We start from the raw sequence: 24,279 nt of genomic DNA on the forward strand, positions 1-24,279 counted from the left end.
GCGTGAGCACTGGTATCGAGGCCCCGGTCGCAGCCGAACAACACCTCGCCGAAGCGATCGAACTGCTCCGCGGCGCGCGTGTCGCGGTGCTCACCGGTGCGGGGGTCAGCACGGATTCCGGCATCCCCGACTATCGCGGCGAAGGCGCCCCTGTTCGCACTCCGATGACCGTGCAGACCTTCCTCGCCTCCGAACGGGCCCGCAAGCGCTACTGGGCGGGCAGCCACCTCGGCTGGCGCAGCTTCGGCAGCGCCGTGCCCAACCGAGGCCACCTCGCACTCGCCGACCTCGAGTCGCGCGGCATCGTCGGCGGCGTGATCACGCAGAATGTCGACGGACTGCACCGCCGTGCGGGCAACCGGCACGTCATCGAGCTGCACGGCAGCATGGACCGCGTGCTGTGCCTCACGTGCGGCCAGCACTACGCCCGTCAGGCCATCGCGGCACGTCTCGAGGAACTGAACCCCGAGATCGACCTCGAGACCGCGATCCGCCCGGCACCCGACGGCGACGTCGAGGTCGACGACGTCGACGCGATGGTGATCCCCGCGTGCACCGTGTGCGGCGGCATCCTGAAACCCGACGTGGTGTTCTTCGGCGAATTCGTGCCCAGCGACCGGTTCCAGGCCGCGGCCTCCCTCGTGCAGGGCGCCGACGTGCTGCTCGTCGCGGGCTCCTCACTCGTCGTGAACTCGGGCATGCGGCTCCTCGAGCAGGCTCGTCGCAAGCGACTGCCGATCGTTATCGTCAACCGCGGCGTCACGAAGGGCGACGGCCGTGCCGCCGTCAAGGTCGACGCCGGCGCGAGCGAGACGCTCGTGGCGATCGCCGACGCCCTCGATTCGTGACGGCTGCGGTCGTTCTGCAAGAGTTGTCGCCATGACGGATGCCGCGACCGACGAGACCCGCACCGACTCGGTGCTCATCGCCCTGGTCCGGCACGGCGAGACCGAATGGAACCGCCAGCGACGCCTCCAGGGCATGACGGACATCCCGCTGAACGACACGGGCCGGGCGCAGGCGGTGCGCACGGCGACCTGGCTCGCCGGCGACGACGGGTGGCACGTGGTCTACGCCAGTCAGCTCTCACGCGCCGCCGAGACAGCGGAGATCATCGCACGCGAACTCGATCTGCCGGCGCCCACGATCAACCCGGGACTGGCCGAGCGCGCGCACGGGGTGCTCGAAGGGCTCGACCACGCGAGCGCCCGCGCCGCCGTCGAGGCGCAGGTCACGACGATCGAGGGGCTCGAACCGCGCTCATCGGCGATCGCGCGGGTGACGGGCGCGCTCGAGGAGATCGCCGCATCTCACCCCGGCGGCAACGTCGTGGTCGTCACGCACGGTGACGTGATCCGCTCGCTCATGCTGCATCTGAGCGACTGGACGCTCCCGGGCGCCGGCTACGCAGTCGCCAACGGCTCGGTGCATCTCGTGCGCTTCGATGCCGGCGAGCTCTCGCTCGTCGATCCCGAAGCACTCACGGGCACCGACGCGTAAGCACCGACTCGTCGGCGCCGTCGGCACCGACGTGTCGCAACGTCTCAGCCCGCGCGACGCCGGCGACGCCGCCCGTTGCCGGCGACCGTCGACTGCATGAGGGCGAGCAGGCGCTCGGCCGACGCCGCCCAGTTGTAGCGGGCGGCGACGACGACGGATGCCTCGGAGCGCCGCTCCCACTCCCCCGCCCGCTCGAGCGACCACAGCGCGGCGACGAGCGACTCGGGGTTCTCGGGGTCGAAGTAGACGGCGGCGTCGCCGCCGATCTCGCGGAAGATCGGGATGTCGCTGACGACCACGGGCGTGCCGAGGCGCATCGCCTCGACGAGCGGGATGCCGAAGCCCTCGGCCTTCGACGCGTGCACGAGCGCGGTGGCGTTCGAGAGCAGCTCGGCGTACGCGGCATCCGTCACGCCGTCGTGGAAGACGAGCCTGGCCTGCGGTGCCAGGCGAGTGAGCCGGGAACGCTCGTCGGCGCTGATGCGGCTGAGCAGGTGCAGCTCGTGGTCGGGCAGTGCCGCGACGGCCCGCACGAGCGTGTCGACGTTCTTGTACGGCATGTACGAGCCCATGTACACGAGACGATGCCCCTCGGGGCGCGTGCGGGGCAGGGCGGGAGCGCCGAGGTCGTCGGCGGCGTTCGGCACGACGGTGACGGGACGATCGGTGAGGTGGTGCTCGTGGATGAGGCCGGCGGTCGTCTCGGAGACCGTCACGACCTGGTCGGCTCGGTTCAGCAGCATGCGCTGCGGCCACCAGGCGAGGTGGTAGAGCCGCCACAGCAGCCGCACGGGGGCCGGCAGGTCGCGCGGCGGCGTGCGGTTCTCGTAGTAGATCAGGTCGTGCAGCGTCAGCAGCAGTTTGTAGTCGCGCCCCCACGAGCCCATCGTCTGCATGGGCGTGAAGACGACGTCGGGGCGCAGCTTCTTGACCTGCAGGGCGACGAGCGGTTCGCGGACGCTCGTGGGCGAGCTCACGAGCTGCCACGGCATCGCCGGGAGCATGTCGAGCTGGCGGTGGTCGCTCACGAGCATGGTGAGCGGATGCCGCTTGCCGAGCTCCGTCACGATGCCCGCGGTGAAGCGGCTGATGCCGTCGTGCTGCCCGATGCGGGTGTAGCGGCAGTCGACGACGATCCTCACGCGCGCGCCCCGGCGCCGAGGAACGTCAGGATGCGGGATGCCGCGTCGCCGGGCGTCTCGTAGTGGATGAGGTGGCCGACCTCGGGGATCACCTCGAGGGTCGCGTCGGGGAAGAGCGTGACGAGGCGGTGCTGCGCCGAGAGCGGCGTGACGTCGTCGCGTTCGGCGGCGACGAGGAGCGTCGGCACCGGGATGTCGGCGGCGTACTGGCTGACGTCGTTGCTGACGGAGGCCTGGAACGCCTCGAGCACTGCGTCACGGTCGCCGAACGCCGAGAAGTACTGGTCGTGCTGGTCGTGGATGAAGCGGCGGAGCGGCTTCGAACGGGTCTTGGCCATCGTGACGCTCATGACGCGCACGATGGCGCCATTTCGGAGCAGGGCGAAGCCGGCACGCTCGGGCAGCGCCGCCGCGGTGCGGTAGTAGAAGACCGCCAGCCGGGTCATGACGCCGCGCGGACCTTCGAGGGCGGGCGCGCCGATCGGGTTGACGAGCACGAGGCGCTCGGGCGCGAGGCCCCCCGCCACGGCGGCCGACGAGACGATCGAGCCGAACGAGTGGCCGAGCAGGATGTACGGCCCCGTGATGCCGACGGCGTCGATGAACGCGCCGAGCCATGCAGCGTAGGCCCCGATGTCGTGCGGGCGGTCTGCGAAGGTCGCGGATTCGCCGAAGCCCGGCAGGTCGGGCGAGATGATGCGGAATCCGGGCAGCTGGGCGACGACGGGTTCGAGGCCGTGGTGGTCACCGCGGAAGCCGTGCACGAGCACGAGCACCGGGGCATCCGCTCGGCCGTACTCCCACCAGGCCGTCTCGGTGCCGTCGACGTCGACGCGATGCGCTCGCACAGGGATGCGAGCGAGCTGCTCGGCGTAGGGAGAGGTGATCATCCCTGCCATTCTATGGTTCGTCCCGGAGTGCCCGCTGATCGCCGTGGAGAGCGGGAAGCCCGCCGATGCCGCCGACACGCGCCCTCGCGCGACGCCGATGACGGTGGCCGACCATAGCCTGACGACATGGATCTTCTGGGTGGCCACTGGGCCGACACGCTCGCCGTCTTCGACCTCGAGACGACGGGCATCGACGTCGACACGTGCCGCATCGTGACGGCCCACGTCGGCGTGATCGGCGCCTCCGGCGAGGTGCTCGAGCAGCGCGAGTGGCTCGTCGATCCGGGGGTCGAGATCCCCACCGCGGCGTCGCTCATCCACGGCGTCAGCACCGAACGCGCCCGCCTCGAGGGTCAACGGGCTCCGGTCGCGGTCGCCGAGATCGTCGGCGCGTTGACGGATGCCGCGTCGCGGGGCCTGCCGATCGTGGCGTACAACGCCGCGTACGACCTCACGATCCTCGACCGCGAGGCCACCCGCTACGGCGTCGCTCCTCTCCCCGTCCCCGGCGCCGTCATCGACCCGCTCGTCATCGACAAGGCCGTGGACAAGTACCGACGCGGCAAGCGCACGCTCACCGCGACCGCCGAGCACTACGGCGTCACCCTCGACGACGCCCACGATGCAGGGGCCGACGCCGTGGCCGCAGGCCGCGTCGCCCAGGCGATCGCCCGCACCTTCCCCGAGCTCGCGGCGACCGCCGTCGCGGAGTTGCATGCACGCCAGGTCGACTGGAGTCGCGAACAGGCCGAGAGCTACCAGGCGTGGCGCCGCAAGAACGGCGAGCCCGAGTTCACGACGTCAGGCGCGTGGCCGGTGCGCTGAGTCGCGTTCGACTCCCCCGGTTCGCGGATCCTCGAGGAGACGAACAGCTCGCGTCCCTCCGAACCGATCACGACCTGCGGGCACGACGAAGGCCCCGCCGATGGCGGGGCCTTCGTGGTACGACAGTGCTTACGCGCCGAAGTTCTTGAAGCGCTGGTTGAACTTCTCGACGCGGCCGGCCGAGTCCATGATGCGCTGCTTGCCCGTGTAGAACGGGTGCGACTCCGACGAGATCTCGACGTCGATGACCGGGTAGGTCTCACCGTCGAGCTCGATCGTCTTGTCGCTCTTGGCCGTCGAGCGGGTGAGGAACGTGGCGCCCGAAGCGAGGTCGCGGAAGACGATCGCGTTGTACTCGGGGTGGATGTCGGTCTTCATGGAGACTTCCTTGGATTTCAGCTGGTGAAGCATTCGGACGGTGGATACGCAGCCTGCGCGTGCGCAGGGAAGAAAGGTGGCCCACGGGCCAGCTATCGATCTTAGCAGAATCGACAGCGAGGTGCGGTCACACGGCGCGAGCCGCGTATCGACCGTCGGTCTCGGTCAGTTCGATCTTCATGTCGAACGTCTTGGAGAGGTTCTCGGCGGTGAGCGACTCCGCGAGCGGACCCGCCGTGACGATGCCGCCCTTCTGCAGCAGCAGGGCGTGCGTGAAGCCGACGGGGATCTCTTCGACGTGGTGGGTGACCATCACGATCGCGGGAGAGGCCGACGACGCGGCATAGCCGCCGAGCAGCCCGACGAGCTCTTCGCGCGCGCCGAGGTCGAGGCTCGCGGCCGGCTCGTCGAGCAGCAGCAGTTCGGGGTCGGTCATGACCGAGCGGGCGATCTGCACGCGCTTCTGCTCGCCGTCGGAGAGGCTGCCGAAGCGGCGGTCGGCGAAGCCGTCGAGACCCCATTCGGTGAGGACCCGCTGCGCGCGGCGGAGGTCGATCGCCTCGTACTCCTCGTTCCAGCGGCCGGTGACCGAGTACGCCGCGGTGAGCACGACGTCGATCACGGTCTCGTTGCGCGGGATCTTGCGGGCCATCGCAGTGGACGCGAAGCCGATCATGGGGCGCAGCTCGAAGACATCGACCTTGCCGAGGGCCTCTTGCAGCACGTCGGCCTTGCCAGAGGTCGGATGCATCGCCGCGGCAGCGATCTGCAGCAGCGTGGTCTTGCCCGCGCCGTTCGGACCGAGGATGACCCAGCGCTCGTCGGAGGCGACGCTCCAGTTGACCGAGTCGAGGATCGTGTTGCCATCGCGGACCACCGACACATCGTGGAACTGCAGAACCGTGCTCGCCATACGTCCCATGCTATCGGCAGCGCGGAGGTCGCTCGGCACGCCGAGGCACGCCACGCGCGTCGACCCGGTTCACCGGGCGAGCACGCGCCCGTAGAGCTCGAGCGTGCGTTCGGCGATCGCATCCCAGCCGAAGTCGGTCTCTGCGCGGCGTCGTCCGGCGGCACCCATCTCGGCCGCGCGAACCGGGTCGCTCACGACGGCGGTCAGCGCAGCCGCGAGATCGGCGACGAACCGGTCGGGGTCGACCGGCGTGCCGGTGCCGTCGTCGAGTTGCTCGATCGGCACGAGCACCCCGGTCACGCCGTCGGCGACGACCTCGGGGATGCCGCCCGTCGCGGTGCCGACGACCGGCGCACCGCACGCCATGGCCTCGAGGTTCACGATGCCGAGCGGCTCGTAGACCGATGGGCAGACGAAAGTGGTGGCGGCGGTGAGGAGTGCTGAGAGCTCCGCGCGCGGCAGGTGCCGATCGATCCACACCACACCGTCGCGCTCCGTGCGCAGCTCGTCGACGAGCGAGGTCACCTCCGACATGATCGCCTCGGTGTCGGGGGCGCCGGCACACAGCACGAGCTGGACGTCGTCGGGCAGCAGCCGTGCAGCCCGGAGCAGGTAGGGCAGGCCCTTCTGCCGAGTGATGCGGCCGACGAAGATCACGGATGGCCGATCGGGGTCGACTCCGAGCGAGCGCACGAGGTCGGGGTCGTGGTGCGGCGCCCAGTCTTCGAGGTCGATGCCGTTGTAGACCACCTCGACACGGCTCGGGTCGATGGAGGGATAGGAGCGGAGGATGTCGCGGCGCATGCCCTCGCTCACGGCGATGACCGCATCGGCGTCTTCGAACGCACTGCGCTCGACCCACGACGAGAGGCGGTAGCCGCCGCCCAGCTGCTCGGCCTTCCACGGCCGCAGCGGCTCGAGGCTGTGCGCCGTCACGACGTGCGGCACCCCGTGCAGGCGCTTCGCGGTGAACCCGGCGAAGTTCGCGTACCACGTGTGCGAGTGGACGAGATCGGCCCCGGCCGCGTCGCCGGCCATGAGCAGGTCGACGCCCATCGTGCTGAGCACCGGATCGGCCGCCACGAACTCGGGTGGGACGGGATACCCGAAGGTGCCGGGCTCGTCGCGCGGCGCGCCGAAGCATCGGACTCGCACGTCGATGCTCGAGCGCAGCGCTCGAACGAGCTCCGCGGCGTGCACACCGGCACCGCCGTAGACCTCGGGTGGGTACTCGCGGGTGAGCAGGTCGACGCGCATGATGCAAACGTAGCGCAGCGACATCCGTCACGCTCCGACTCGACTGGCCCGCGGACGGCTCGCGCTGACTAGGGTTGTGGCATGGCGACGCGCAAGGTATTCGGCATCGTCCTCGCCGGCGGCGAGGGCAAGCGACTCATGCCCCTGACAGAAGATCGCGCGAAGCCGGCGGTGCCCTTCGGGGGGCAGTACCGCCTGATCGATTTCGCGCTCTCGAACCTGCTGAACTCGGGGCTGCGGCAGATCGTCGTGCTCACGCAGTACAAGTCGCACAGCCTCGACCGGCACGTGTCGCAGACCTGGCGCATGAGCGGGCTCCTGAACTCCTACGTGGCCTCGGTGCCCGCGCAGCAGCGCCTCGGCAAGCGCTGGTTCTCCGGTTCGGCCGATGCCATCCTGCAGAGCCTGAACCTCATCTACGACGAACAGCCCGACATCATCGTCGTGGTCGGCGCCGACCACGTGTACCGCATGGACTTCAGCCAGATGATCGACGCGCACATCGAGTCCGGCGCTGCCGCCACGGTGGCCGCGATCCGGCAGCCCATCGGGCTCGCCGACCAGTTCGGCGTCATCGAGGTCGACGCCGCCAACCCGGGCCGCATTCACCGGTTCCTCGAGAAGCCCACCGATCCGGTCGGGCTCCCCGACTCCCCCGGTGAGGTGCTCGCCTCGATGGGCAACTACGTCTTCAACGCCGACGCCCTCATCGACGCCGTGTTGCGCGACGGCGAACGCACGGACTCGAGCCACGACATGGGCGGGGACATCATCCCGGCGTTCGTGTCCCAGGGTGCAGCGGGCGTCTACGACCTGCAGCGCAACGAGGTGCCCGGGTCGACCGACCGCGACCGCTACTACTGGCGCGACGTCGGAACCATCGACTCGTTCTTCGAGGCGCACCAGGACCTCATCTCGGTGCTGCCGGTCTTCAACCTCTACAACCGGGAGTGGCCGATCTTCAGCCAGCAGCTGAACTCGCCGCCGGCGAAGTTCACCCGCGACGCCCGCGGCACCCTCGGCACGGTCATCGACTCCATCGTCTCGCTCGGCTCGGTCATCTCGGGCGCACACGTCGAACGCAGCGTCATCGGGCCGTGGGCGAAGGTCGGCTCGGGCGCGCACGTCTCCGACTCGATCCTCTTCGACCGGGCGCGCATCGATGCGCGCGCGACCGTGCAGCGGGCGATCCTCGACAAGGAGGTCATCGTCGAGGCGGGGGCACGCATCGGCGTCGACCGGGCCGAAGACGTCGCTCGAGGCTTCATCGTGACCGACAGCGGCATCACCGTGGTGGGCAAGGGCTCGCGCGTCCGGGCCACCGCGTGAGCGCGCGCACCACCGGCCGCGCGAGCGGCCCCCTCCTCGTGCTCGACGCCGACTCCACCCTCATCCGCGAAGAGGCGATCGAGCTGCTGGCCGAAGCCGCCGGCACGCTCGAGCACGTCGCGGCGGTCACCGAGCGCGCCATGCGCGGGGAGCTCGACTTCGCCGAGAGCCTGCGCGAGCGGGTCGCAACCCTCGCGGGCCTCGAGGTCACGGTGCTCGCCGCAGCACGCGAACGAATGACCCCGACCCCGGGCGTCCAGCAGCTCATCGACGGCGTGCACGCCGCAGGCGGACGCATCGGCGTCGTCTCCGGCGGCTTCCACGAGCTGCTCGACCCGCTCGCCGAGCGCCTCGGGCTCGACTTCTGCCGCGCGAACCGTCTCGAGATCGCAGGCGGCCGCCTGACCGGTCGGGTCGACGGTCCGATCGTCGACGCCGCCGCGAAAGCGGCCGCACTCGCCGAATGGGCGGATGCCAGTGGCATCCCGATCTCGCGCACCGTCGCGGTCGGCGACGGCGCGAACGACCTGCAGATGCTCGACCGTGCTGCGCTCGGCATCGCCTTCTGCGCGAAGCCGATCGTGCGGGCCCAGGCGGACCTCGTGATCGACCGCCCAGACCTGTCGCCGGTGCTCACCGTGCTCGGCCTGCGTGGATGAGTCCGCGGCAGTCGCGCGTTGACCCTGCCGAGGGCCGCGGCGTAGCATCGCGGCATGGCTGAGGTCGAGGGCGCGCCTTCCGCGCGGCCGGTGATCGTCGGCGTGGTACCCGGCCAGCCGGCCCACGTGGTGCAGGAGGCCGCGGCCTTCGCGAGCCGGTTCGAGTCCCCGCTCGTGTGCGCATACGTCAATCCGGCGCGGTACCCGGTCGAGGAGTCCGCCGATGGGTCCGTCGAGAGCGCGTCGATCGATCCCGACTTCGCCGACGACCACGAGGCGGTCTTCGACGAGGCCCTCGCCGAATCGCTGCGCGCCGCACTCGTGGACACCGCAGTGCCCTGGCGCTCGCTCGCGCTCGCCGGCGACGTCGCCGGTGCCCTCGCACACCTCGGGGACACGCTCGACGCCGCCATGATCGTCGTCGGCGCCCATGACCATGCGTTCGGCGGGAGCCTGCGCGAGTTCTTCAACCGGTCGGTGGGCGCGCAGCTGGCGCACCGCCAGGGGCGACCGGTCGTGGTCATCCCCGCGCGGCGCATGGACTCGCAGCGCGGCTCTGGAACCGCCTCGTGACGGGTGAACGGCCGCCCCACCTCCGGTGGAGCGCCATCGCACTCGTCGTGGTGGGCGGCATGGCCGGGTCGGCCGCCCGCGCCGGGCTCGCACTCGTGATCCCCCCGGTCGCGCAGGTTCCGCTCGCCATCGCGATCGTCAACCTCGTGGGCGCGTTCGTGCTCGGCTGCCTGTACGCCGCCCTGGCGCACCGCGGTCACGACGATGCATCCGCCGTGCAACTCCGACTGCTGCTCGGAACCGGGTTCTGCGGCGGCTTCACCACCTACAGTGCACTCGCGAGCGACACCGTCCTGCTGGCGGTCGACGGTGCCGTGGCGGTCTCGATGGTCTACGCCCTCGGCACGGTGCTGGTGGGCGCACTCGCCACCTGGGCCGGCATCGTCGTCGGCACGGCTCTCGGCAGAGGTCACGGACGCGCCGTTCGAGACGGCGGGCCGGCATGACGCTTCCGCTCTTCCTCCTGGTCGTCGTCGCCGGCGGGCTCGGTGCCGGCGTGCGCTTCGTCGTCGACGGCGTCATCCGATCGCGAGTCCGCACGGCGTTCCCGTGGGCGACGACGATCATCAACGTCTCCGGCTCGTTCGCGCTCGGTCTCGTCGTCGGCGCGACACTCGCGAACCTGCTGGCGCCGGAGTTCGCCATCGTGCTCGGCACCGGCTTCCTCGGCGGCTACACGACGTTCAGCACCGCGAGCTACGAGACCGTGCAGCTCATCCGCCAGCGACGGGTCGCCGCGTCGCTCGTGAGCGGCGTGCTGATGCTCGTGTCGTCGGTCGCCGCGGCCGGCCTCGGTCTCTGGCTCGGCAGCGCGTTCTGACCGCGGCGAGCCCGGTACACCGCTCGGCGAGCCTCAGCGCACTGGACGCCCGTCGATTCGGACCTAGTGCCCCATGCCGAGGCCGCCGTCGACGGGGATGACGGCACCGGAGATGTACCCGGCCTCGTCGCCGGCGAGCCAGGCCACGACCTTCGCGACCTCTTCAGGGGCGGCGAAACGACCGAGGGGGATGCTCTTCTGGTATTCGGCCTGCTGCGCCTCGGGCAGCTCATCGGTCATGTCGGTCTCGATGAACCCGGGCGCGACGACGTTCGCGGTGATGTTGCGCGCCCCGAGTTCGCGGGTGAGCGACCGGGCCATGCCCACGAGTCCCGCCTTCGATGCCGAGTAGTTGACCTGCCCCGCCGAGCCGTACTGCCCGACGACGCTGGAGATGAGCACGATGCGGCCGAACCGCGCCTTCAGCATGCCCTTCGAGGCGCGCTTCACGACCCGGAAGGCGCCCGTCAGGTTGGTGTCGATGACGCTCGTGAAGTCGTCTTCGCTCATGCGGAGCAGCAGCATGTCGCGCGTGATGCCGGCATTCGCGACGACGACCTCGACCGGGCCGAGAGCCGCCTCGATCGCGGTGAAGGCCGCGTCGACGGATGCCGCGTCGGTGACGTCGGCGCGGACGGTGAGCGAGCCCTCGGGCCCCTCGCCCGAGCGGGCGGTCACGGCCACGCGGTGGCCCTGGGCGATGAACTCGCGGGCGATCGCGAACCCGATTCCCCGGTTGCCACCGGTCACGAGAACGGTGCGGCTCGTCGTCATGCGTATTTCTCCTTCAGGCGTCGGGCCGATCGGCCCGTTTCAGCTTAGAGGCTCCTGTATTCCGGGCATCCGTCACCCGCTGACGGACGTAGGCTTGAAGCAAGAGGAGTGCCGCAGAACCACGGCGAACACCATGAAGCAGCAGCAGTCGATCACCACGCTGCCGCTCTCGCCCGAAGCGGAGCGGCGGTCGCGCATGATCAAGTACTCGATCGCGATGTCGATCCGCGTGCTCTGCGTCATCGGCCTGCTCTTCGCACGCGGCTGGTGGCTCGCGGTGTTCGCGGCCGGGGCGATCTTCCTGCCGTACATCGCGGTCGTGCTCGCGAACGTGCAGGGCTCCGGTCGACGCAGCACGGTGCTCCGCCCCGGCGTCCTCATGCGCCGCACCTCCCCCACGACTCCCCCGCCCTCGGCGGGTGCCCCCGGTTCCGAGCACCCAGCGCCGCACGACGACGGAACGCGCCACGACGAACGCGGCGCCGCATGATCGGTGGACTGGGCGCGTCGCCCGACCACGGCACCTGCTCGCGCGCGCAATGCCGTGAGCCGGCGACCTGGCGCATCGACTGGCGCAACCCGCGCATCCACACGGGCGACCGCGGCAAGACCTGGCTCGCGTGCGACGAACACGTCGACTACCTGCGCGGCTTCCTCGAGGCGCGTTCGTTCCCGGTCGCGGTCGCCGGGTTCGCCGACCTCATCGAGCCGCGGCCCGACGCCGCAGACGGAGACGACGCGTGAACGACTGGCGATTCCTGTTGCATCGGCGATGGGCCGGCTACCTGCTGCTCACCGTCGTCTTCGCGATCGTCTGCGCCGCGCTCGGCGCCTGGCAGTTCAACCGTCGCACCGAAGCGCTCGCCGAGGTCGCGCGCATCGACGCGAACTACGACGCTGCGGCCGTGCCCGTCGTTGAGGCGCTCCCCGACCCCGACGACTTCGACATCGACCAGCGCTGGCAGGTCGTGTCCCTTTCCGGCGAGTACCTGACCGATGAAGAGGTGGTCGTGCGCAACCGCCCGTTCGAGGGCAGCTCGGGCTTCCAGGTCATCACGCCGTTCCTCCTCGACGACGGCGCGGTCTTCATGGTCGATCGCGGCTGGATCGCGCAGAACTCCGAGGGCCGGCCGAGCGAGGTGCCGCCGCCGCCGAGCGGGCACGTCGAGGTCGAGGCCCGGCTGAAGGCCGGCGAGGGGCGCATCGAGGGTCGCACCTCGACGGGGAACGAGTTCGCGACGATCGACCTCGAGGAGCTTTCTGAGCGCGTCGGCGAACCGGGCTACACCGCCGCATACGGCGTGCTCGTGCAGACGGGCGCCGACGCCGATGAACCGCCGCTGGCGGCGGCGCGACCCGAACGCGACGAGGGCCCGCACCTCTCGTATGCGCTGCAGTGGTACGTCTTCGCGCTCATGGGCTTCGTCGGCCTCGCGTGGGCGGCGAACCAGGAGCGCAAGGCGCTCGCCGAGACCTCCGGTTCGACGGATGCCGCGACTCGCGCCGCCCGCAAGCCGAAGGTGAAGCGGCGCGACGCCGACGCCGATCTCGAGGACGGCGTGCTCGACCGGCGTTAGCTGTACAGCTAAGCCAGCTCGATGAGCTCCTGGTACTCGCGGCTCCAGTGGTCTTCCGTGCCGTCGGGCATGATCAGCACGCGCTCGGGGTTCAGCGCCTCGACGGCGCCCGGGTCGTGCGAGACGAGCACGACCGAGCCCTCGTAGTGCGCGAGGGCGTCGAGGATCTCGGCGCGGCTCGCGGGGTCGAGGTTGTTCGTCGGTTCGTCGAGGAGCAGCACGTTGGCCCCCGAGACGACGATCATCGCGAGCGCGAGTCGCGTCTTCTCGCCGCCCGAGAGCACGCCGGCGGGCTTGTGCACGTCATCGCCGGTGAAGAGGAACGAGCCGAGCACCTTGCGGGCCTCGGTCTCGGTGAGGTTCGGAGACGCGCTCACCATGTTCTGGAGCACCGAGCGCTTGACGTCGATCGTCTCGTGCTCCTGCGCGTAGTAGCCGACGCGCAGGCCGTGGCCGGCTTCGACGACCCCGGTGTCGGGCGCGTCGACGCCCGCCAGGATACGGAGGAGCGTGGTCTTGCCGGCACCGTTCAAGCCGATGATGACGACCTTCGACCCACGGTCGATCGCGAGGTCGACGGCGGTGAAGATCTCGAGCGAGCCGTAGCTCTTCGAGAGGTCGGAGGCCGTGATGGGCGTGCGGCCGCAGGGCGCGGGCGTCGGGAAGCGGAGCTTCGCCACGCGGTCGACCGCGCGCACCTCTTCGAGGCCGGCGAGCAGCTTCTCGGCACGGGCGACCATCTGGTGCGCCGCGGCGGCCTTCGAGGCCTTGGCACCGAACTTCGCGGCCTGCAGCTGCAGGACTCCCGCCTTCTTCTCGGCGTTCATCCGCTCCTTCTTGCGGCGCTCCTCGTCAGCGGCACGCTGACGCTGGTAGTGCTTCCAGCCCATGTTGTAGATGTCGATCGCCGAGCGGTTCGCGTCGAGGTAGAACACCCGGTTCACGACCTCGCCGACGAGCACGACATCGTGGGAGATCACGATGACGCCGCCCCGGTAGTTCTTCAGGAACTCGCGGAGCCAGACGACGGAGTCGGCGTCGAGGTGGTTCGTCGGCTCATCGAGGATCATCGTCTCGGCGTCGGAGAAGAGGATGCGGGCGAGCTCGATGCGGCGTCGCTGACCGCCGGACAGGGTCTTCAACGGCTGGTCGAGGATGCGGTCGGGCAGGTTCAGGTTCGAAGCGATCGAGGCGGCCTCGGCCTCGGCGGCGTATCCGCCGAGCGCGTTGAAGCGGTCGGTGAGATTGCCGTACTTCTTCATCGCCCGTTCAGCGACCTCGGGGTCGTCACTGCCCATGTTCAGGCTCGCCTCGTGCATGCCGAGTGCGATCTGGCCGAGCCCGCGCGCGTCGAGGATGCGGGTGCGGGCGAGCATCTCGGGGTCGCCCGAACGCGGGTCCTGCGGGAGGTACCCGATCTCCCCGCTGCGATCGATGCGACCGCCGGTCGGCAGCGTCTCGCCAGCGAGCGTCTTCGTGAGGGTGGTCTTGCCGGCGCCGTTGCGGCCGACGAGGCCGATCTTGTCACCGTCGGAGACGCGGAAGTCGACGTGCTCCATCAGCACGCGCGCACCGATGCGGATCTCGAGATCATGAACGGCGAGCACGGGGGTTCCTCCGAAACGGACGGGGTGGGATGGCGTGCCGAGCGGCACAGCCTCCCAGTCTATCCCGCTGGGCGGGGTGGCGAACGTCGTCGGCCTTCATCGGGCGAGATGTCACAGGCATCCGGCAGACTCGCAGCATGACGATGGATGCCTCGGGCGCTTCGATCTCGGCGGTGCGCGCGGCCCGGCTGGCCGCCCAAGGTCTCGACGACGGCTTCGACTCCCCAGCCTCGGCGGTCGAACGCCTGGTCTGCCTGCAGGCACAAGACCTCGCCGCCGCGAAGTGGGTGCTCGGGGCCCGGGTCGCCGGCACGACCGAGGCGACGATCGACACGGCCATCGACGAGCGAGAGCTGCTGCGCTCATGGCCGATGCGCGGCACCCTGCACTTCGTCGCACCCGAGATGCTCCGGCCGATCCTCAGCCTCACAGCGGCGCGACTCATGCAGCGGGCGGCGAAGACCCACCGTGACGAGGGCATCGACGACGAGGTGCACGCCGTCGCCCGCCGGGTTGCGGTGCACGAGCTCGAAGGCGGGCGCGCCGCGACGCGAGATGAACTGCAGGCCGCCTGGACTGCAGCGGGCATCGACACCACCGGCCAGCGCGGATACCACCTCATCTGGCGCCTCGCGAACGAGGGGCTGCTCTGCTGTGGCCCGGTGGAGACCCGCGCGAGACAGCGATTCGTGCTGCTCGACGAGTGGTCGCCGCGCCGGTCGGACGAACCCGAAGACGCCGACGAGATCCTCGGGCGCCTGTTCGCCGGGTACGCACGCGGCCATGGTCCGGTCACGGTGCGCGACTTCGCCTGGTGGACCGGGCTCACGCTGACGCAGGCGCGCATCGCGCAAGCGGCGGCCGCCGACGCGGTGATCCCGTTCGACGCCGAGCGCTTCGTCGCCGCGGACGCCCCCTCGGCACCGACAGCGAGGGTGCCTGCCGCGCCGACGGGCCGCCACGTACTCGCTTCGTTCGACGAGTACTTCCTCGGCTACGGCGATCGCGCGGCGTTCTGCTCCGACGTCGACGCCCTGCGCGTCGTGCCCGGCAAGAACGGCCTGTTCCTGCCAATCCTCGTCGCGGGTGGCGAGGTCGTCGGCACGTGGCGCCGCGCGCCCGAACGCCGAGGCACGACGTCCATCGAAGTGAAGCGGTTCCGTGGCCGGCCCGCGGTGAGCGGATTCCGGCCGGCGTTCACGCGCTGGGCCGCATTCTGGTCGACCGAACTCGGTGAGATCACGACCGGGTGAGCCGACGACGAAGGGCCGGGTGCCGAGGCATCCGACCCTTCGTGAGCTTTCGCTCGGCGCTTACTGCTCGAGCGCAGCCTGGAGCTCGAGGGTGATCGTGACCTGGTCGCCGAGGAGCACGCCGCCGGTCTCGAGCGCTGCGTTGTACTGCAGGCCGAAGTCCTCGCGGTTGATGACGGTCTTCGCCGTGGCGCCGCCCTTGTAGTTGCCGTAGGGGTCGCCGCCGAAGCCGCCGAACTCGAAGTCGAAGGTGACCGGCTTCGTGATGCCGCGGATCGTGAGATCGCCGTCGACCTTGAAGTCGCCCTTCTCGACGCGCACGCCGGTCGAGACGAAGTCGATGGTCGGGTAGGTCTCGGCCTCGAAGAAGTCGCCGGTGCGGAGGTGGGCGTCGCGGTTCGGCTCGTTCGTGGTGACCGAGGCGACCTCGGCGGATGCGGTGACGCTCGAGTCGAGCGGGTTCTCGGCGGTGATGAACGTCGCGTTGAAGCGCTCGAACTTGCCCTTGACCTTGCTGATCATGATGTGGCGGATGCTGAAGCCGACCTCGCTGTGAGTGGGGTCGATGTTCCAGGTGCCAGCGCGGTAGCCGGGGATCTCGATCGTCGGTGCAGTCGTCGTCATGTTGGGCGGTCTCCCGTGTTCGGTGTCGTGGCGGCCGTTCGGCCACGCCTATGCAAACGCATGGACAGTCGGCATATTCCCGTCCGGCGGAAATGTCTCAGGAAATTCTCCGGTTCAGCTCGCGAGCGTGCGTCGCAGGGTCAGGACCCGTTCGACGGCGTCATCGAGTTGTTCCGCGGTGATGCGCCCCGACTGCACCCCGCCGGCGATCGCGCCGACGAGGCCGTCGATCGAGATGCCCATCGACGCGGGATCGGCGGGGAGCACGTAGAGCAGGAGGTCGGCGCCGGCGGCCACCGCACGCACGGCGTTCTCGCCCGGATCGGCGAACTCGGCCAGTCCGTTGTGCTGCAGCATGAGCATGTCGTCGGTCACGACGACGCCGTCGAATCCGAGTTCGTCGCGGAGGAGGCGGTGCCACTCGGGTGAGAGCGAGGCCGGAGCCGGGTCGACGGCGGGGTAGCTGAGATGACCCGTCATCACGAGTTCGGCGCCCGCGTCGATGCCGCTCGCGAACGGCAACGCGGGGCCGGCCCGCCATTCGTCGATGGTCAGCGGCGCAGACGGCACGCTCGAGTGGGAGTCGCCCGGCGCCGCCCCGTGCCCGGGGAAGTGCTTGAGCGTGCTCGCGACGAGCCCCTGCTCCCCCGCCACCGAGCCCGCGACCCGTTCGGCCGAGCTGGCCGGGTCGGTTCCGAGCACGCGGCCGAAGATGAAGGAATCCGGGTCGGCGGTGACATCGGCGACGATCCCGAAGTTCACGTTCACGCCGCTCGCGGCGAGCGTTCCCGCGCGGGCGGCGTAGGCCGCGTTCGCAGCGGCCGGCGGCTCCGCGCGCAGGCCCTCGGCGCCGGGCTCTCCATCCCAGGGCAGCCGCTGCACCTCTCCGCCCTCCTCGTCGATGCCGATCAGCACGGGGGCCTCGGGGTCGGCCTGCACGGCGGCGGTGAGCGCTCCGAGCTCTGCCGGGCCCGCCGGCACGTTGTCGCCCATCAGGATGAGGCCCGAGACGCCCGCGTCGACGTACGCCCGCAACGGCGCGGGGTCGGTCCCGGGTGCGTGCACCATGAGGAGCGCCGCGGCCTTCTGTTCCGTCGTGAGCTGCGACATCCGCTCGTCGACCCACGCGGCGATCGGGTCGATCGGGGTTGCCGTCGGGCTGGGCGTCCGCGTCTGGTCGGTCGGCCTCGAGGGGCCGTCGCCGGCGGGAGGCCCGGCGCACGCCGTCAGCGCGACCAGCACCGCCGTCATGACGAGCGGCAGTCGTGCAGTTCGGGTGGCGCGCATTCGAACGACTCTACGGTGCGTGTCCGAACGAGCGCCGAGAGTCGTCGTGGGTAGACTCACCGCCTCGAAGGGGGTCTCGTGCGAGCTGGACCGAGGTACGCGGCAATCGCGGCGGCACTCGTGGCCGCGACGCTGGTGCTGCCCCCTGCAGCGGCCTTCGGCGAGGACTATCCCAGCTGGGAGGAGGTCGCCGCCGCCAAGCAGGACGTCACGGCGCGCGAAGCCGAGGCGACGCGCATCAGCGGCCTCGTCGCCTCGCTCGAGACGACCGCCGCCGCGCTCGGCGACGCCGCCGTCGCGGCAGCGGGCGAGTCGGCTGCCGCTGCAGCGGCACATGCAGCGGCCGAGCAGCGGGCCGCGACCCTCGACGGCCAGGCGACCGCAGCGGACGCCGAGGCCACGGCATCGGGTGAACGACTCGGGCGGGTCGGCGCGATGCTGGCACGATCGGGCGGAGCGGATGTCACGCTGCGGCTCCTCCTCGCCGACGACACGTCGACCGACCTGCTGCAGGGCCTCTCGCGTGCGGCACAGCTCGCGAACATCTACGGCGGGGTCGCCGACCGGGCCGAGGCCGCGAAGGCCGAGTCCGCCTCGCTCTCGGCACAGGCCGACGTCGCCGAGCAGGAGCGAGCGCGCCTTGCGGAGGCCGCGGCGGACGCCGCCGAGGCAGCCGAGTCGGCGCATGCGGCCGCCGAGGCCGAACTCGCCGCGCAGCGAGTCGTCGTCGACACGCTCTACGCGCAACTCGCGAGCCTGCGCGACAGCACCGCGGTGCTCGAACGGCAGTACCGCGCCGGCGAAGAGCTCCGGCAGGCCGAGGAGGCCCGCCGACTCGCCGCCGAAGCAGCGAGCGGCGACACGGTCGACGTCGGCGGCGCTCCGCCGCCCGGCGTCGTCGTCGACGTCGCCGGGGCGAAGGCCTACGCAGCGTCCGCCGTCGCACGCTACGGCTGGGGTTCGGGCGAGTACCAGTGCCTCCTGAAGCTGTGGACCCGCGAGTCGAGCTGGCGCGCCGACGCCTACAACGCCTCGAGCGGCGCCTACGGGATCCCGCAGTCGCTGCCGGGCAGCAAGATGGCCAGCGCGGGCGCCGACTGGCGCACCAATGCCGCCACGCAGATCGAGTGGGGCCTCTCGTACATCGCCGACCGCTACGGCGCCCCGTGCGGTGCGTGGGCCCACTCTGAGCGGTTCAACTGGTACTAGCGGTACAACTGGTACTGATGCATGCCGACACGAACGACGACGAACTCGCGGTCTTCCGACGCCACGGCGCCGAAGGCGTGCTGCTCCTCGGCGGCGGCGCCGCGATCCTGCTCCAGCTCGCCGATCCCCGCGTCGCGCGCGGCGTGGCCCGGCACAGCGGGTTCCGCGATCGCCCGCTCGATCGACTGATCGGCACCCTCGACTACGTCTACGCGATCGGCTTCGGCGACGAGGAGGTCGCCGCCGAGGCGGTGCGCGCCGTGAACCGCCGCCATGCGCCCGTTCGCGGTGACGCCGAGGGCGGGCAGCCGGCTTACAACGCGTTCGACGCCGACGCCCAGCGCTGGGTCGCGTCGACGCTGCTCGCGGTCGCGCTCGAGCTGCACGAGCGCCTCGAGGGCCCCTTGCCCGAGGCGACGGCCGACGTCATCGTGCGGGGCTACGCTCCGCTCGGCATGCGGCTCCAGGCCGCCGGGGAAGGCTGGCCGGAAACCAGGGCCGAGTTCGACGCCTGGTGGACGGCGCAACTCGGCGCCCTCGAGGTGGGCGAGGACGCCAGGTCGGTCGCGAGGAGCCTGCTGACCGGGACATCCGCTCTGCCGTTCGGCGCCGGCCTGCTGCTGCCGCTCGTCCGACTCATGACGGCCGCACTGCTGCCCGCTCCGGTCCGGGCCGCCTATGGGTTCCAGTGGACACCTCGCGTCGAACGCGTCGGGAACGGATGGCTGGGCGCCATCGCCGTGGTCTGGCCGTTGCTCCCCCGCGTCATCAGGCACGCCCCGCTGCGGGCATCCCTTCGGCGCGCGAAGCGTCGCAGCCGGTACGCTGGAACCGAGCAACGAGGACGAAGATGACCCAGTCAGTACCGCACCGCAACGATGCGCTCGACAGTATCGACCGCAGCATCGTCGCCGAGCTGAGCCGCGACGGTCGTCTCTCGGTGCGGACCCTCGCGGAGCGCGTGCACATCTCCCGCACCGCGGCGCACAACCGCGTGCAGCAATTGCAGCAGCGCGGCGTCATCACGGGCTTCGGCGCTCACATCGACCGCAAAGCGATCGGCCTGAACATCTCAGCGCTCGTCGTGGTGCGCATCGGCGAGGTCTCGTGGGAGGAGATCGCGGCCAAGCTCGCGACGTTGCCGTTCGTCGAGAAGGTGCAGGCGGTCTCGGGCGACATCGACATCATCCTCACGGTGAGCGCGCCCGATCACGAACAGCTGAGCCAGGCGATCCTCCGCGACATCCACGACATGCCGGGCGTCGTGTCGACTCGATCGCACCTGATCCTCGCCGAGATCGAGGGTCACCCGCCCGCGCAGACCCTGGACATCTGGCGCACCTGACGCCCTCCATCGCGGACGAACGGCCTCGCTTTCGGGCCCGCGGTGCCGTTCGTTCACGGTTGTTCGAGACCGCCGTCGCGGCCCGCGAGAGTGTCCGACGATGAGGGCATGAGCCTCAATGTCGAGCATGCATCCGTCCGCACCCTGCCGAGTGAGAAGCCACTGCGCCTCCTCGACAATGCCGGTCACGCGGTGACAGGTGCGGCGACCGGCGGCTTCGGCCTGGCGAGCACCGAGACCCTGCTCGAGCTCTACCGCAAGATGGTCATCGCCCGCCGCTTCGACGTGCAGGTCACCGCGCTCACGAAGCAGGGTCGCCTGGCAACCTATCCCTCGGCGTACGGCCAGGAGGCCTGCGAGATCGGCGCGACGGCGGCGCTCACCGCGCAGGACTGGCTCTTCCCGACCTATCGCGACAGCATCGCCCTGCTCACCCGCGGCATCGAGCCCGCCGACATCCTGCAGTCCTTCCGGGGCGACTGGCACAACGGCTACGACCAGCACGCTCACCGCACCGCCGCACAGGCCACCCCGCTCGCGACGCAGGCGCTGCACGCCGTCGGCCTCTCGCACGCGGCACGCCTCCGCCACGACCCGATCGTCGCGCTGACCTTCCTCGGCGACGGCGCCACGAGCGAGGGCGACGCCCACGAGGCCTTCAACTTCGCGGCGGTCTGGCAGACGCCCACCGTCTTCGTCGTGCAGAACAACCAGTTCGCGATCAGTGTGCCCCTCGAGCGGCAGACCCGCGCCGCGACCCTCGCCGACAAGGCGGTCGGGTACGGCATGCCCGGCTATCACGTCGACGGCAACGACATCGCGGCGATGTACGCCGTGACGAGCGCCGCCGTCGAGCGCGCCCGCAGCGGCGGCGGCCCCACCCTCATCGAGGGCGTGACGTATCGCATCGAGGCGCACACGAACTCCGACGACCCCACTCGCTACCGCGCCGCGCGCGATGTCGAGCACTGGAAGCGCCGCGACCCGATCGAGCGACTCGAGAAGTTCCTGGTCTCCGAGGGCGCGCTCACCGAGGCCATGCGCACCGAGATCACGGATGCCGCCGAGGCCCTCGCGGCCCGCACGCGCGACGTCATGACGACCGAGGCCGTTCTCGATCCGCTCGAGCTCTTCGACCACGTCTACGGGCGGGAGCGCGCCGCTCTGCTCGAGCAGCGCGCCGCACTCGAAGCCGAGCTCGCAGCCGGAGCCTTCGCGAGCCACGAGGGAGCCGCACGATGACCGCGACCGCGACGAGCACCCCGGCCGCCGAGGCCTCCGCCCCGACGCAGCTGACGATGGCGGGTGCCCTGAACGCCGCGCTTCGCGACGCGATGATCGCCGACGACCGCGTCATCGTCTACGGAGAAGACGTGGGGCCGCTCGGCGGCGTGTTCCGCGTCACCGACGGCCTGCAGGCGGAGTTCGGCGACCAGCGCATCTGGGACTCGCCGCTCGCGGAGTCGGGCATCATCGGCACCGCCGTCGGCATGGCCATGTACGGCATGCGCCCCGTCGTCGAGATGCAGTTCGACGCGTTCAGCTACCCCGCGTTCGAGCAGATGGTCTCGCACGTCGCGAAGATGCGGAACCGCACGAAGGGTCGGGTGACGCTGCCCATGGTCGTGCGCATCCCGTGCGCCGGCGCGATCGGCGGCGTCGAGCACCACTCTGACTCGTCCGAGTCGTACTGGGCGTCGACACCCGGCCTCACCGTCGTCATGCCGTCGAACCCCGCCGACGCGTACTCGATGCTGCGCGAGGCGATCGACAGCGACGACCCCGTCGTCTTCATGGAACCCAAGAGCCGGTACTGGTCGAAGGCCCCGCTCGCACTGCCCGTCACGACGGCGCCGATGGACCGCGCCGAGGTCGTGCGCGAAGGCACCGACGTCACGCTCATCGGCTACGGCCCGACCGTGCGCACCGCGCTCGAGGCCGCCGACGCCGCCGCAGCCGAGGGCCTCTCGATCGAGGTCGTCGACCTCCGGAGCCTCTCCCCCTTCGACGACGCCACCGTGAGCGCCTCGGTGCGCAAGACCTCGCGCGCCGCCGTGATCCACGAAGCCGCGCAGTTCGGCGGCTACGGCGCCGAGGTCGCCGCACGGGTCACCGAGCGCAACTTCCACCACCTCGCCGCGCCGGTGCTGCGCATCGCGGGCTTCGACATCCCGTTCCCCTCGCCGAAGCTCGAGGAATACCACCTGCCGACCGCCGACCGGGTGCTCGCCGCCCTCGACACCTGGGAGTGGGACGCATGAGCCGCGAATTCATCCTGCCCGACCTCGGTGAAGGGCTCACCGAGGCCGAGATCGTCGCCTGGCTCGTCGCGCCGGGCGACGAGGTGACGATCGACCAGGTCGTCGTCGAGCTCGAGTCGGCGAAGTCCGTCGTGCAGCTGCCGACGCCGTTCGCGGGCGTCGTCGAGTCGCTCGGCGGCGAGGTGGGCGAAGTGCTGCATGCCGGCACCGTCCTGCTGACGCTGCGCAGTGACGCTGAGGTTCCGGATGTCGCCGCGCCCGCCGAACCCGGCATCGTCACGAGCGAGACCGCGCTCGCCGAGGAATCGGGCGCCGTGCTGATCGGCTACGGCACCCGGCAGTCGACCGTGACGAAGCGGGCGGCCTCGGCGCCGGCACGCTTCGGGCGTCGCACCGGCGGCGGCGCCTCCGCACCAGGTGCCGGCGGGGCGGGATCGACCGGCCCCCGCTCGAACGGTGCGGCACGGCTGGATGCCGCCCGCCGCTCCCCCGTCGTCTCACCCATCGTGCGACGTCTCGCCCGTGAACACGGCTTCGACGCGAGCCAGTTGCTCGGGTCCGGTCACGACCATCTCGTGATGCGACGCGACGTGGAGTCGTTCATCGCCGAGCAGGAGTCACCGACGGCCGCCGACGTCGGCGAGGCATCCGCTGGATCTGCGACGACGCTGCCGACGACGCCCGAAGCCGTCGCTTCCCTCGCGGGCGACCGCGAGGGCGACCGGCGCGTGCCGCTCGACCGCATGGGCCGCGCCGCCGCCGCGCACTTCTCGCGTTCCCGCCGTGAGATCCCCGAGGCGACCGTCTGGATGGACGTCGACGCGACGGGCCTCTTGGCCGCGCGAGGGCAGTTGCGGGAGGCGACCGGCGAGCGGTTCGGCATCACCGCGCTCATCGCGCGATTCGTGATCGCGGGGCTCGCGAAGCACCCCGCCCTCAACTCCAGCTTCGACGCGGAACGCGAGGAGCTCGTCTACCACTCGGCCGTGAACCTCGGCCTCGCCGCGCAGACCCCGCGAGGCCTGCTCGTACCCGTCGTGCACGGCGCCGAGCGGATGCCGCTGCGCACGCTGCGCGATGCGATCACCGCCCGTACCGAGGAAGCGGCCACCGGCGTGTTCCCGCCGTCGGCGCTGACCGGGGGCACCTTCACCCTCAACAACTACGGCACGCTCGGCGTCGACGGCTCTGCGGCGATCATCAACCACCCCGAGGCGGCGATGCTCGGCGTCGGCCGCTTCATCGAGCGCCCGTGGGTGGTCGACGGCGCCCTGGCCGTGCGCACGGTGACGGAGCTCACGCTGTCGTTCGATCACCGGGTCTGCGACGGCGCCGAGGCCGCAGCGTTCCTCACGTTCGTGGCGCGATGCATCGAGCGCCCGGTCTCCGTGATGGCCGAACTCTGACATCCGTGCAGGGCAAGCGCCTCGCTCGTGGAGCTGCGTGCTCCGCTGGGATCAGAAGAAGTCGTCGGGGGTGCCGGCGGCGCGCTCGACGTCACGGGTGTCCTGGGCTCCGGCCTTGAGCTTCGCGACCGCGACGCGCAGGCCGGACTCCATCTGGGCTGCCCACGCGTCGGACTCCCGAGCCGTCTGCTCGGCGGCGCGGGCGCGGGTCTCGCTCGCCGCTGCAGTGTCGCGCGCATCCTTCACCTGCCGGAGCGCGAGGGAGATGCCGTAGTACGCGGCGACCATGGTGGCGATCGGCGCCGCGATGATCGCGAGCGCGCTGATCGCCGCTCCGGTGGGGCTGAAGGCGATGAGAAGCGCGAACGCGAGGAAGAGCGCGACGATCGCCGCGAGTACCACGAGCATGAACCGCAGGTCGCTGCTCCACTTGCGGCGCTCGGCAGGATCCTTCGCCGCAGGGGCCGACGATGAGGTCGGCTCACCTGCCGGCGGCGGTGCGAAGTTCGGCAGGGCCGTGGTCGTCGCCGCCCCGTCGTCGATCGGACGTGTGTACGCGTCGGACATTCGTGCTCCGCTCCCCTAGGCATTCGGATCAACCCCCCAATTGTGGGCCGGGTGCGCCGAAGGGTCAAGGTGCCGCGCGGCTC

General features: G+C 70.8%; 28 protein-coding genes. 18 read left to right on the forward strand and 10 right to left on the reverse strand.

The genetic code is table 11. The features are described 5' to 3' along the window. Positions 1 to 2: 2 nt before the first annotated feature. Together ASD23_RS07470 and ASD23_RS07475 are read left to right on the forward strand one after the other, a co-directional pair. A complete protein-coding gene (locus ASD23_RS07470) occupies positions 3 to 848 on the forward strand; it encodes an NAD-dependent protein deacetylase (protein WP_235507678.1) in 846 nt (281 codons plus the stop codon). A gap of 31 nt (positions 849 to 879) precedes the next feature. Then, on the forward strand, positions 880 to 1,500 hold the full coding sequence (locus tag ASD23_RS07475; protein ID WP_082571295.1) for a histidine phosphatase family protein: 621 nt from the start codon (positions 880 to 882) through the stop codon (positions 1,498 to 1,500). A gap of 44 nt (positions 1,501 to 1,544) precedes the next feature. On the opposite strand, the gene ASD23_RS07480 is transcribed toward ASD23_RS07475, so the two are convergent. Both ASD23_RS07480 and ASD23_RS07485 read right to left on the reverse strand, forming a co-directional pair. Then, the gene (locus ASD23_RS07480; RefSeq protein ID WP_056008890.1) at positions 1,545 to 2,642 is read right to left on the reverse strand and encodes a glycosyltransferase family 4 protein; all 1,098 of its coding nucleotides are present in this window, start codon (positions 2,640 to 2,642) and stop codon (positions 1,545 to 1,547) included. Further along, a complete protein-coding gene (locus ASD23_RS07485) occupies positions 2,639 to 3,532 on the reverse strand; it encodes an alpha/beta fold hydrolase (RefSeq protein ID WP_056008892.1) in 894 nt (297 codons plus the stop codon). The genes ASD23_RS07480 and ASD23_RS07485 overlap by 4 nt, the downstream gene beginning before the upstream one ends. 126 nt (positions 3,533 to 3,658) lie before the next feature. On the opposite strand from ASD23_RS07485, the gene ASD23_RS07490 reads away from it, so the two are divergent. Further along, positions 3,659 to 4,357 carry an exonuclease domain-containing protein gene (locus tag ASD23_RS07490; RefSeq protein ID WP_056008895.1) on the forward strand — a complete coding sequence of 233 codons (699 nt, stop codon included), beginning with the start codon at positions 3,659 to 3,661 and terminating at the stop codon, positions 4,355 to 4,357. 129 nt (positions 4,358 to 4,486) lie between these two features. Here the strand turns inward: ASD23_RS07490 and ASD23_RS07495 are convergent, their stop codons facing one another. The 3 genes from ASD23_RS07495 to glgA all read right to left on the reverse strand — a co-directional run bounded on the left by ASD23_RS07495 (position 4,487) and on the right by glgA (position 6,905). After that, on the reverse strand, positions 4,487 to 4,735 hold the full coding sequence (locus ASD23_RS07495; protein WP_056008902.1) for a type B 50S ribosomal protein L31: 249 nt from the start codon (positions 4,733 to 4,735) through the stop codon (positions 4,487 to 4,489). A 127-nt stretch (positions 4,736 to 4,862) separates the two neighbouring features. Beyond that, positions 4,863 to 5,648: an ABC transporter ATP-binding protein gene (locus tag ASD23_RS07500; RefSeq protein ID WP_056008905.1), complete on the reverse strand. Its 786-nt coding sequence runs from the start codon at positions 5,646 to 5,648 to the stop codon at positions 4,863 to 4,865. A gap of 69 nt (positions 5,649 to 5,717) precedes the next feature. Beyond that, complete coding sequence (gene glgA, locus ASD23_RS07505) at positions 5,718 to 6,905, reverse strand: glycogen synthase (protein ID WP_056012719.1); 1,188 nt, start codon at positions 6,903 to 6,905, stop codon at positions 5,718 to 5,720. Between the two features lie 81 nt (positions 6,906 to 6,986). On the opposite strand from glgA, the gene glgC reads away from it, so the two are divergent. The 5 genes from glgC to crcB are packed head-to-tail and all read left to right on the forward strand — an operon-like array spanning position 6,987 to position 10,286. After that, positions 6,987 to 8,234 carry a glucose-1-phosphate adenylyltransferase gene (gene glgC / locus ASD23_RS07510; protein ID WP_056008907.1) on the forward strand — a complete coding sequence of 416 codons (1,248 nt, stop codon included), beginning with the start codon at positions 6,987 to 6,989 and terminating at the stop codon, positions 8,232 to 8,234. Next, on the forward strand, positions 8,231 to 8,893 hold the full coding sequence (gene serB, locus ASD23_RS07515; RefSeq protein WP_056008910.1) for a phosphoserine phosphatase SerB: 663 nt from the start codon (positions 8,231 to 8,233) through the stop codon (positions 8,891 to 8,893). Before glgC ends, serB begins: the two co-directional genes overlap by 4 nt. A gap of 54 nt (positions 8,894 to 8,947) precedes the next feature. Continuing rightward, on the forward strand, positions 8,948 to 9,466 hold the full coding sequence (locus ASD23_RS07520) for a universal stress protein (protein WP_056008913.1): 519 nt from the start codon (positions 8,948 to 8,950) through the stop codon (positions 9,464 to 9,466). Further along, positions 9,463 to 9,912 (forward strand): fluoride efflux transporter FluC, encoded by a 450-nt coding sequence (locus ASD23_RS07525; protein WP_235507679.1) that lies wholly within the window; start codon positions 9,463 to 9,465, stop codon positions 9,910 to 9,912. The genes ASD23_RS07520 and ASD23_RS07525 overlap by 4 nt, the downstream gene beginning before the upstream one ends. Beyond that, positions 9,909 to 10,286: a fluoride efflux transporter CrcB gene (gene crcB, locus ASD23_RS07530; RefSeq protein WP_056008917.1), complete on the forward strand. Its 378-nt coding sequence runs from the start codon at positions 9,909 to 9,911 to the stop codon at positions 10,284 to 10,286. The genes ASD23_RS07525 and crcB overlap by 4 nt, the downstream gene beginning before the upstream one ends. Before the next feature lie 63 nt (positions 10,287 to 10,349). Here the strand turns inward: crcB and ASD23_RS07535 are convergent, their stop codons facing one another. Next, positions 10,350 to 11,060, reverse strand: a complete 711-nt coding sequence (locus ASD23_RS07535) for a beta-ketoacyl-ACP reductase (RefSeq protein WP_056008920.1) — start codon at positions 11,058 to 11,060, stop codon at positions 10,350 to 10,352. Between the two features lie 133 nt (positions 11,061 to 11,193). Between ASD23_RS07535 and ASD23_RS18560 the strand changes: the two genes are divergently transcribed. From ASD23_RS18560 to ASD23_RS07550, 3 genes are read left to right on the forward strand one after another with little or no spacing between them, the layout of a single operon-like run. Beyond that, positions 11,194 to 11,550 (forward strand): DUF3099 domain-containing protein, encoded by a 357-nt coding sequence (locus ASD23_RS18560; RefSeq protein WP_082571297.1) that lies wholly within the window; start codon positions 11,194 to 11,196, stop codon positions 11,548 to 11,550. Continuing rightward, positions 11,547 to 11,804: a hypothetical protein gene (locus ASD23_RS07545; RefSeq protein WP_056008923.1), complete on the forward strand. Its 258-nt coding sequence runs from the start codon at positions 11,547 to 11,549 to the stop codon at positions 11,802 to 11,804. Before ASD23_RS18560 ends, ASD23_RS07545 begins: the two co-directional genes overlap by 4 nt. Further along, the gene (locus ASD23_RS07550; protein ID WP_056008926.1) at positions 11,801 to 12,637 is read left to right on the forward strand and encodes an SURF1 family cytochrome oxidase biogenesis protein; all 837 of its coding nucleotides are present in this window, start codon (positions 11,801 to 11,803) and stop codon (positions 12,635 to 12,637) included. Before ASD23_RS07545 ends, ASD23_RS07550 begins: the two co-directional genes overlap by 4 nt. An 8-nt stretch (positions 12,638 to 12,645) precedes the next feature. On the opposite strand, the gene ASD23_RS07555 is transcribed toward ASD23_RS07550, so the two are convergent. Then, entirely contained in the window at positions 12,646 to 14,244 is a 1,599-nt protein-coding gene (locus ASD23_RS07555) for an ABC-F family ATP-binding cassette domain-containing protein (protein ID WP_056008929.1), read from the reverse strand. Positions 14,245 to 14,381: 137 nt separating this feature from the next. Here ASD23_RS07555 and ASD23_RS07560 point away from each other — a divergent pair, with 137 nt between their 5' ends. Continuing rightward, on the forward strand, positions 14,382 to 15,497 hold the full coding sequence (locus tag ASD23_RS07560; protein ID WP_162248736.1) for a winged helix DNA-binding domain-containing protein: 1,116 nt from the start codon (positions 14,382 to 14,384) through the stop codon (positions 15,495 to 15,497). A gap of 60 nt (positions 15,498 to 15,557) precedes the next feature. Here the strand turns inward: ASD23_RS07560 and ASD23_RS07565 are convergent, their stop codons facing one another. Both ASD23_RS07565 and ASD23_RS07570 read right to left on the reverse strand, forming a co-directional pair. After that, positions 15,558 to 16,121 carry a YceI family protein gene (locus tag ASD23_RS07565; protein ID WP_056008935.1) on the reverse strand — a complete coding sequence of 188 codons (564 nt, stop codon included), beginning with the start codon at positions 16,119 to 16,121 and terminating at the stop codon, positions 15,558 to 15,560. 114 nt (positions 16,122 to 16,235) lie between these two features. Further along, on the reverse strand, positions 16,236 to 17,408 hold the full coding sequence (locus tag ASD23_RS07570) for a glycoside hydrolase family 3 N-terminal domain-containing protein (protein ID WP_082571299.1): 1,173 nt from the start codon (positions 17,406 to 17,408) through the stop codon (positions 16,236 to 16,238). A gap of 78 nt (positions 17,409 to 17,486) precedes the next feature. On the opposite strand from ASD23_RS07570, the gene ASD23_RS07575 reads away from it, so the two are divergent. From ASD23_RS07575 to ASD23_RS07600, 6 genes are all read left to right on the forward strand, one after another. Then, entirely contained in the window at positions 17,487 to 18,617 is a 1,131-nt protein-coding gene (locus tag ASD23_RS07575) for a hypothetical protein (protein ID WP_157377040.1), read from the forward strand. A 17-nt stretch (positions 18,618 to 18,634) separates the two neighbouring features. Next, entirely contained in the window at positions 18,635 to 19,471 is an 837-nt protein-coding gene (locus ASD23_RS07580) for an oxygenase MpaB family protein (RefSeq protein ID WP_056008948.1), read from the forward strand. Further along, positions 19,468 to 19,962: an Lrp/AsnC family transcriptional regulator gene (locus ASD23_RS07585; protein ID WP_056008950.1), complete on the forward strand. Its 495-nt coding sequence runs from the start codon at positions 19,468 to 19,470 to the stop codon at positions 19,960 to 19,962. Before ASD23_RS07580 ends, ASD23_RS07585 begins: the two co-directional genes overlap by 4 nt. 108 nt (positions 19,963 to 20,070) lie before the next feature. Continuing rightward, complete coding sequence (gene pdhA / locus ASD23_RS07590; RefSeq protein WP_056012726.1) at positions 20,071 to 21,204, forward strand: pyruvate dehydrogenase (acetyl-transferring) E1 component subunit alpha; 1,134 nt, start codon at positions 20,071 to 20,073, stop codon at positions 21,202 to 21,204. Further along, positions 21,201 to 22,223 (forward strand): alpha-ketoacid dehydrogenase subunit beta, encoded by a 1,023-nt coding sequence (locus tag ASD23_RS07595; RefSeq protein WP_157377041.1) that lies wholly within the window; start codon positions 21,201 to 21,203, stop codon positions 22,221 to 22,223. The genes pdhA and ASD23_RS07595 overlap by 4 nt, the downstream gene beginning before the upstream one ends. Continuing rightward, positions 22,220 to 23,629, forward strand: coding sequence for a dihydrolipoamide acetyltransferase family protein (locus tag ASD23_RS07600; protein WP_056012732.1), 1,410 nt, complete (start codon positions 22,220 to 22,222; stop codon positions 23,627 to 23,629). Before ASD23_RS07595 ends, ASD23_RS07600 begins: the two co-directional genes overlap by 4 nt. A 51-nt stretch (positions 23,630 to 23,680) precedes the next feature. Here the strand turns inward: ASD23_RS07600 and ASD23_RS07605 are convergent, their stop codons facing one another. Continuing rightward, positions 23,681 to 24,196, reverse strand: coding sequence for a hypothetical protein (locus ASD23_RS07605; RefSeq protein WP_056008953.1), 516 nt, complete (start codon positions 24,194 to 24,196; stop codon positions 23,681 to 23,683). Positions 24,197 to 24,279 lie beyond the last annotated feature (83 nt).

Source organism: Agromyces sp. Root1464 (genome assembly GCF_001427265.1).
Classification (GTDB): domain Bacteria; phylum Actinomycetota; class Actinomycetes; order Actinomycetales; family Microbacteriaceae; genus Agromyces; species Agromyces fucosus.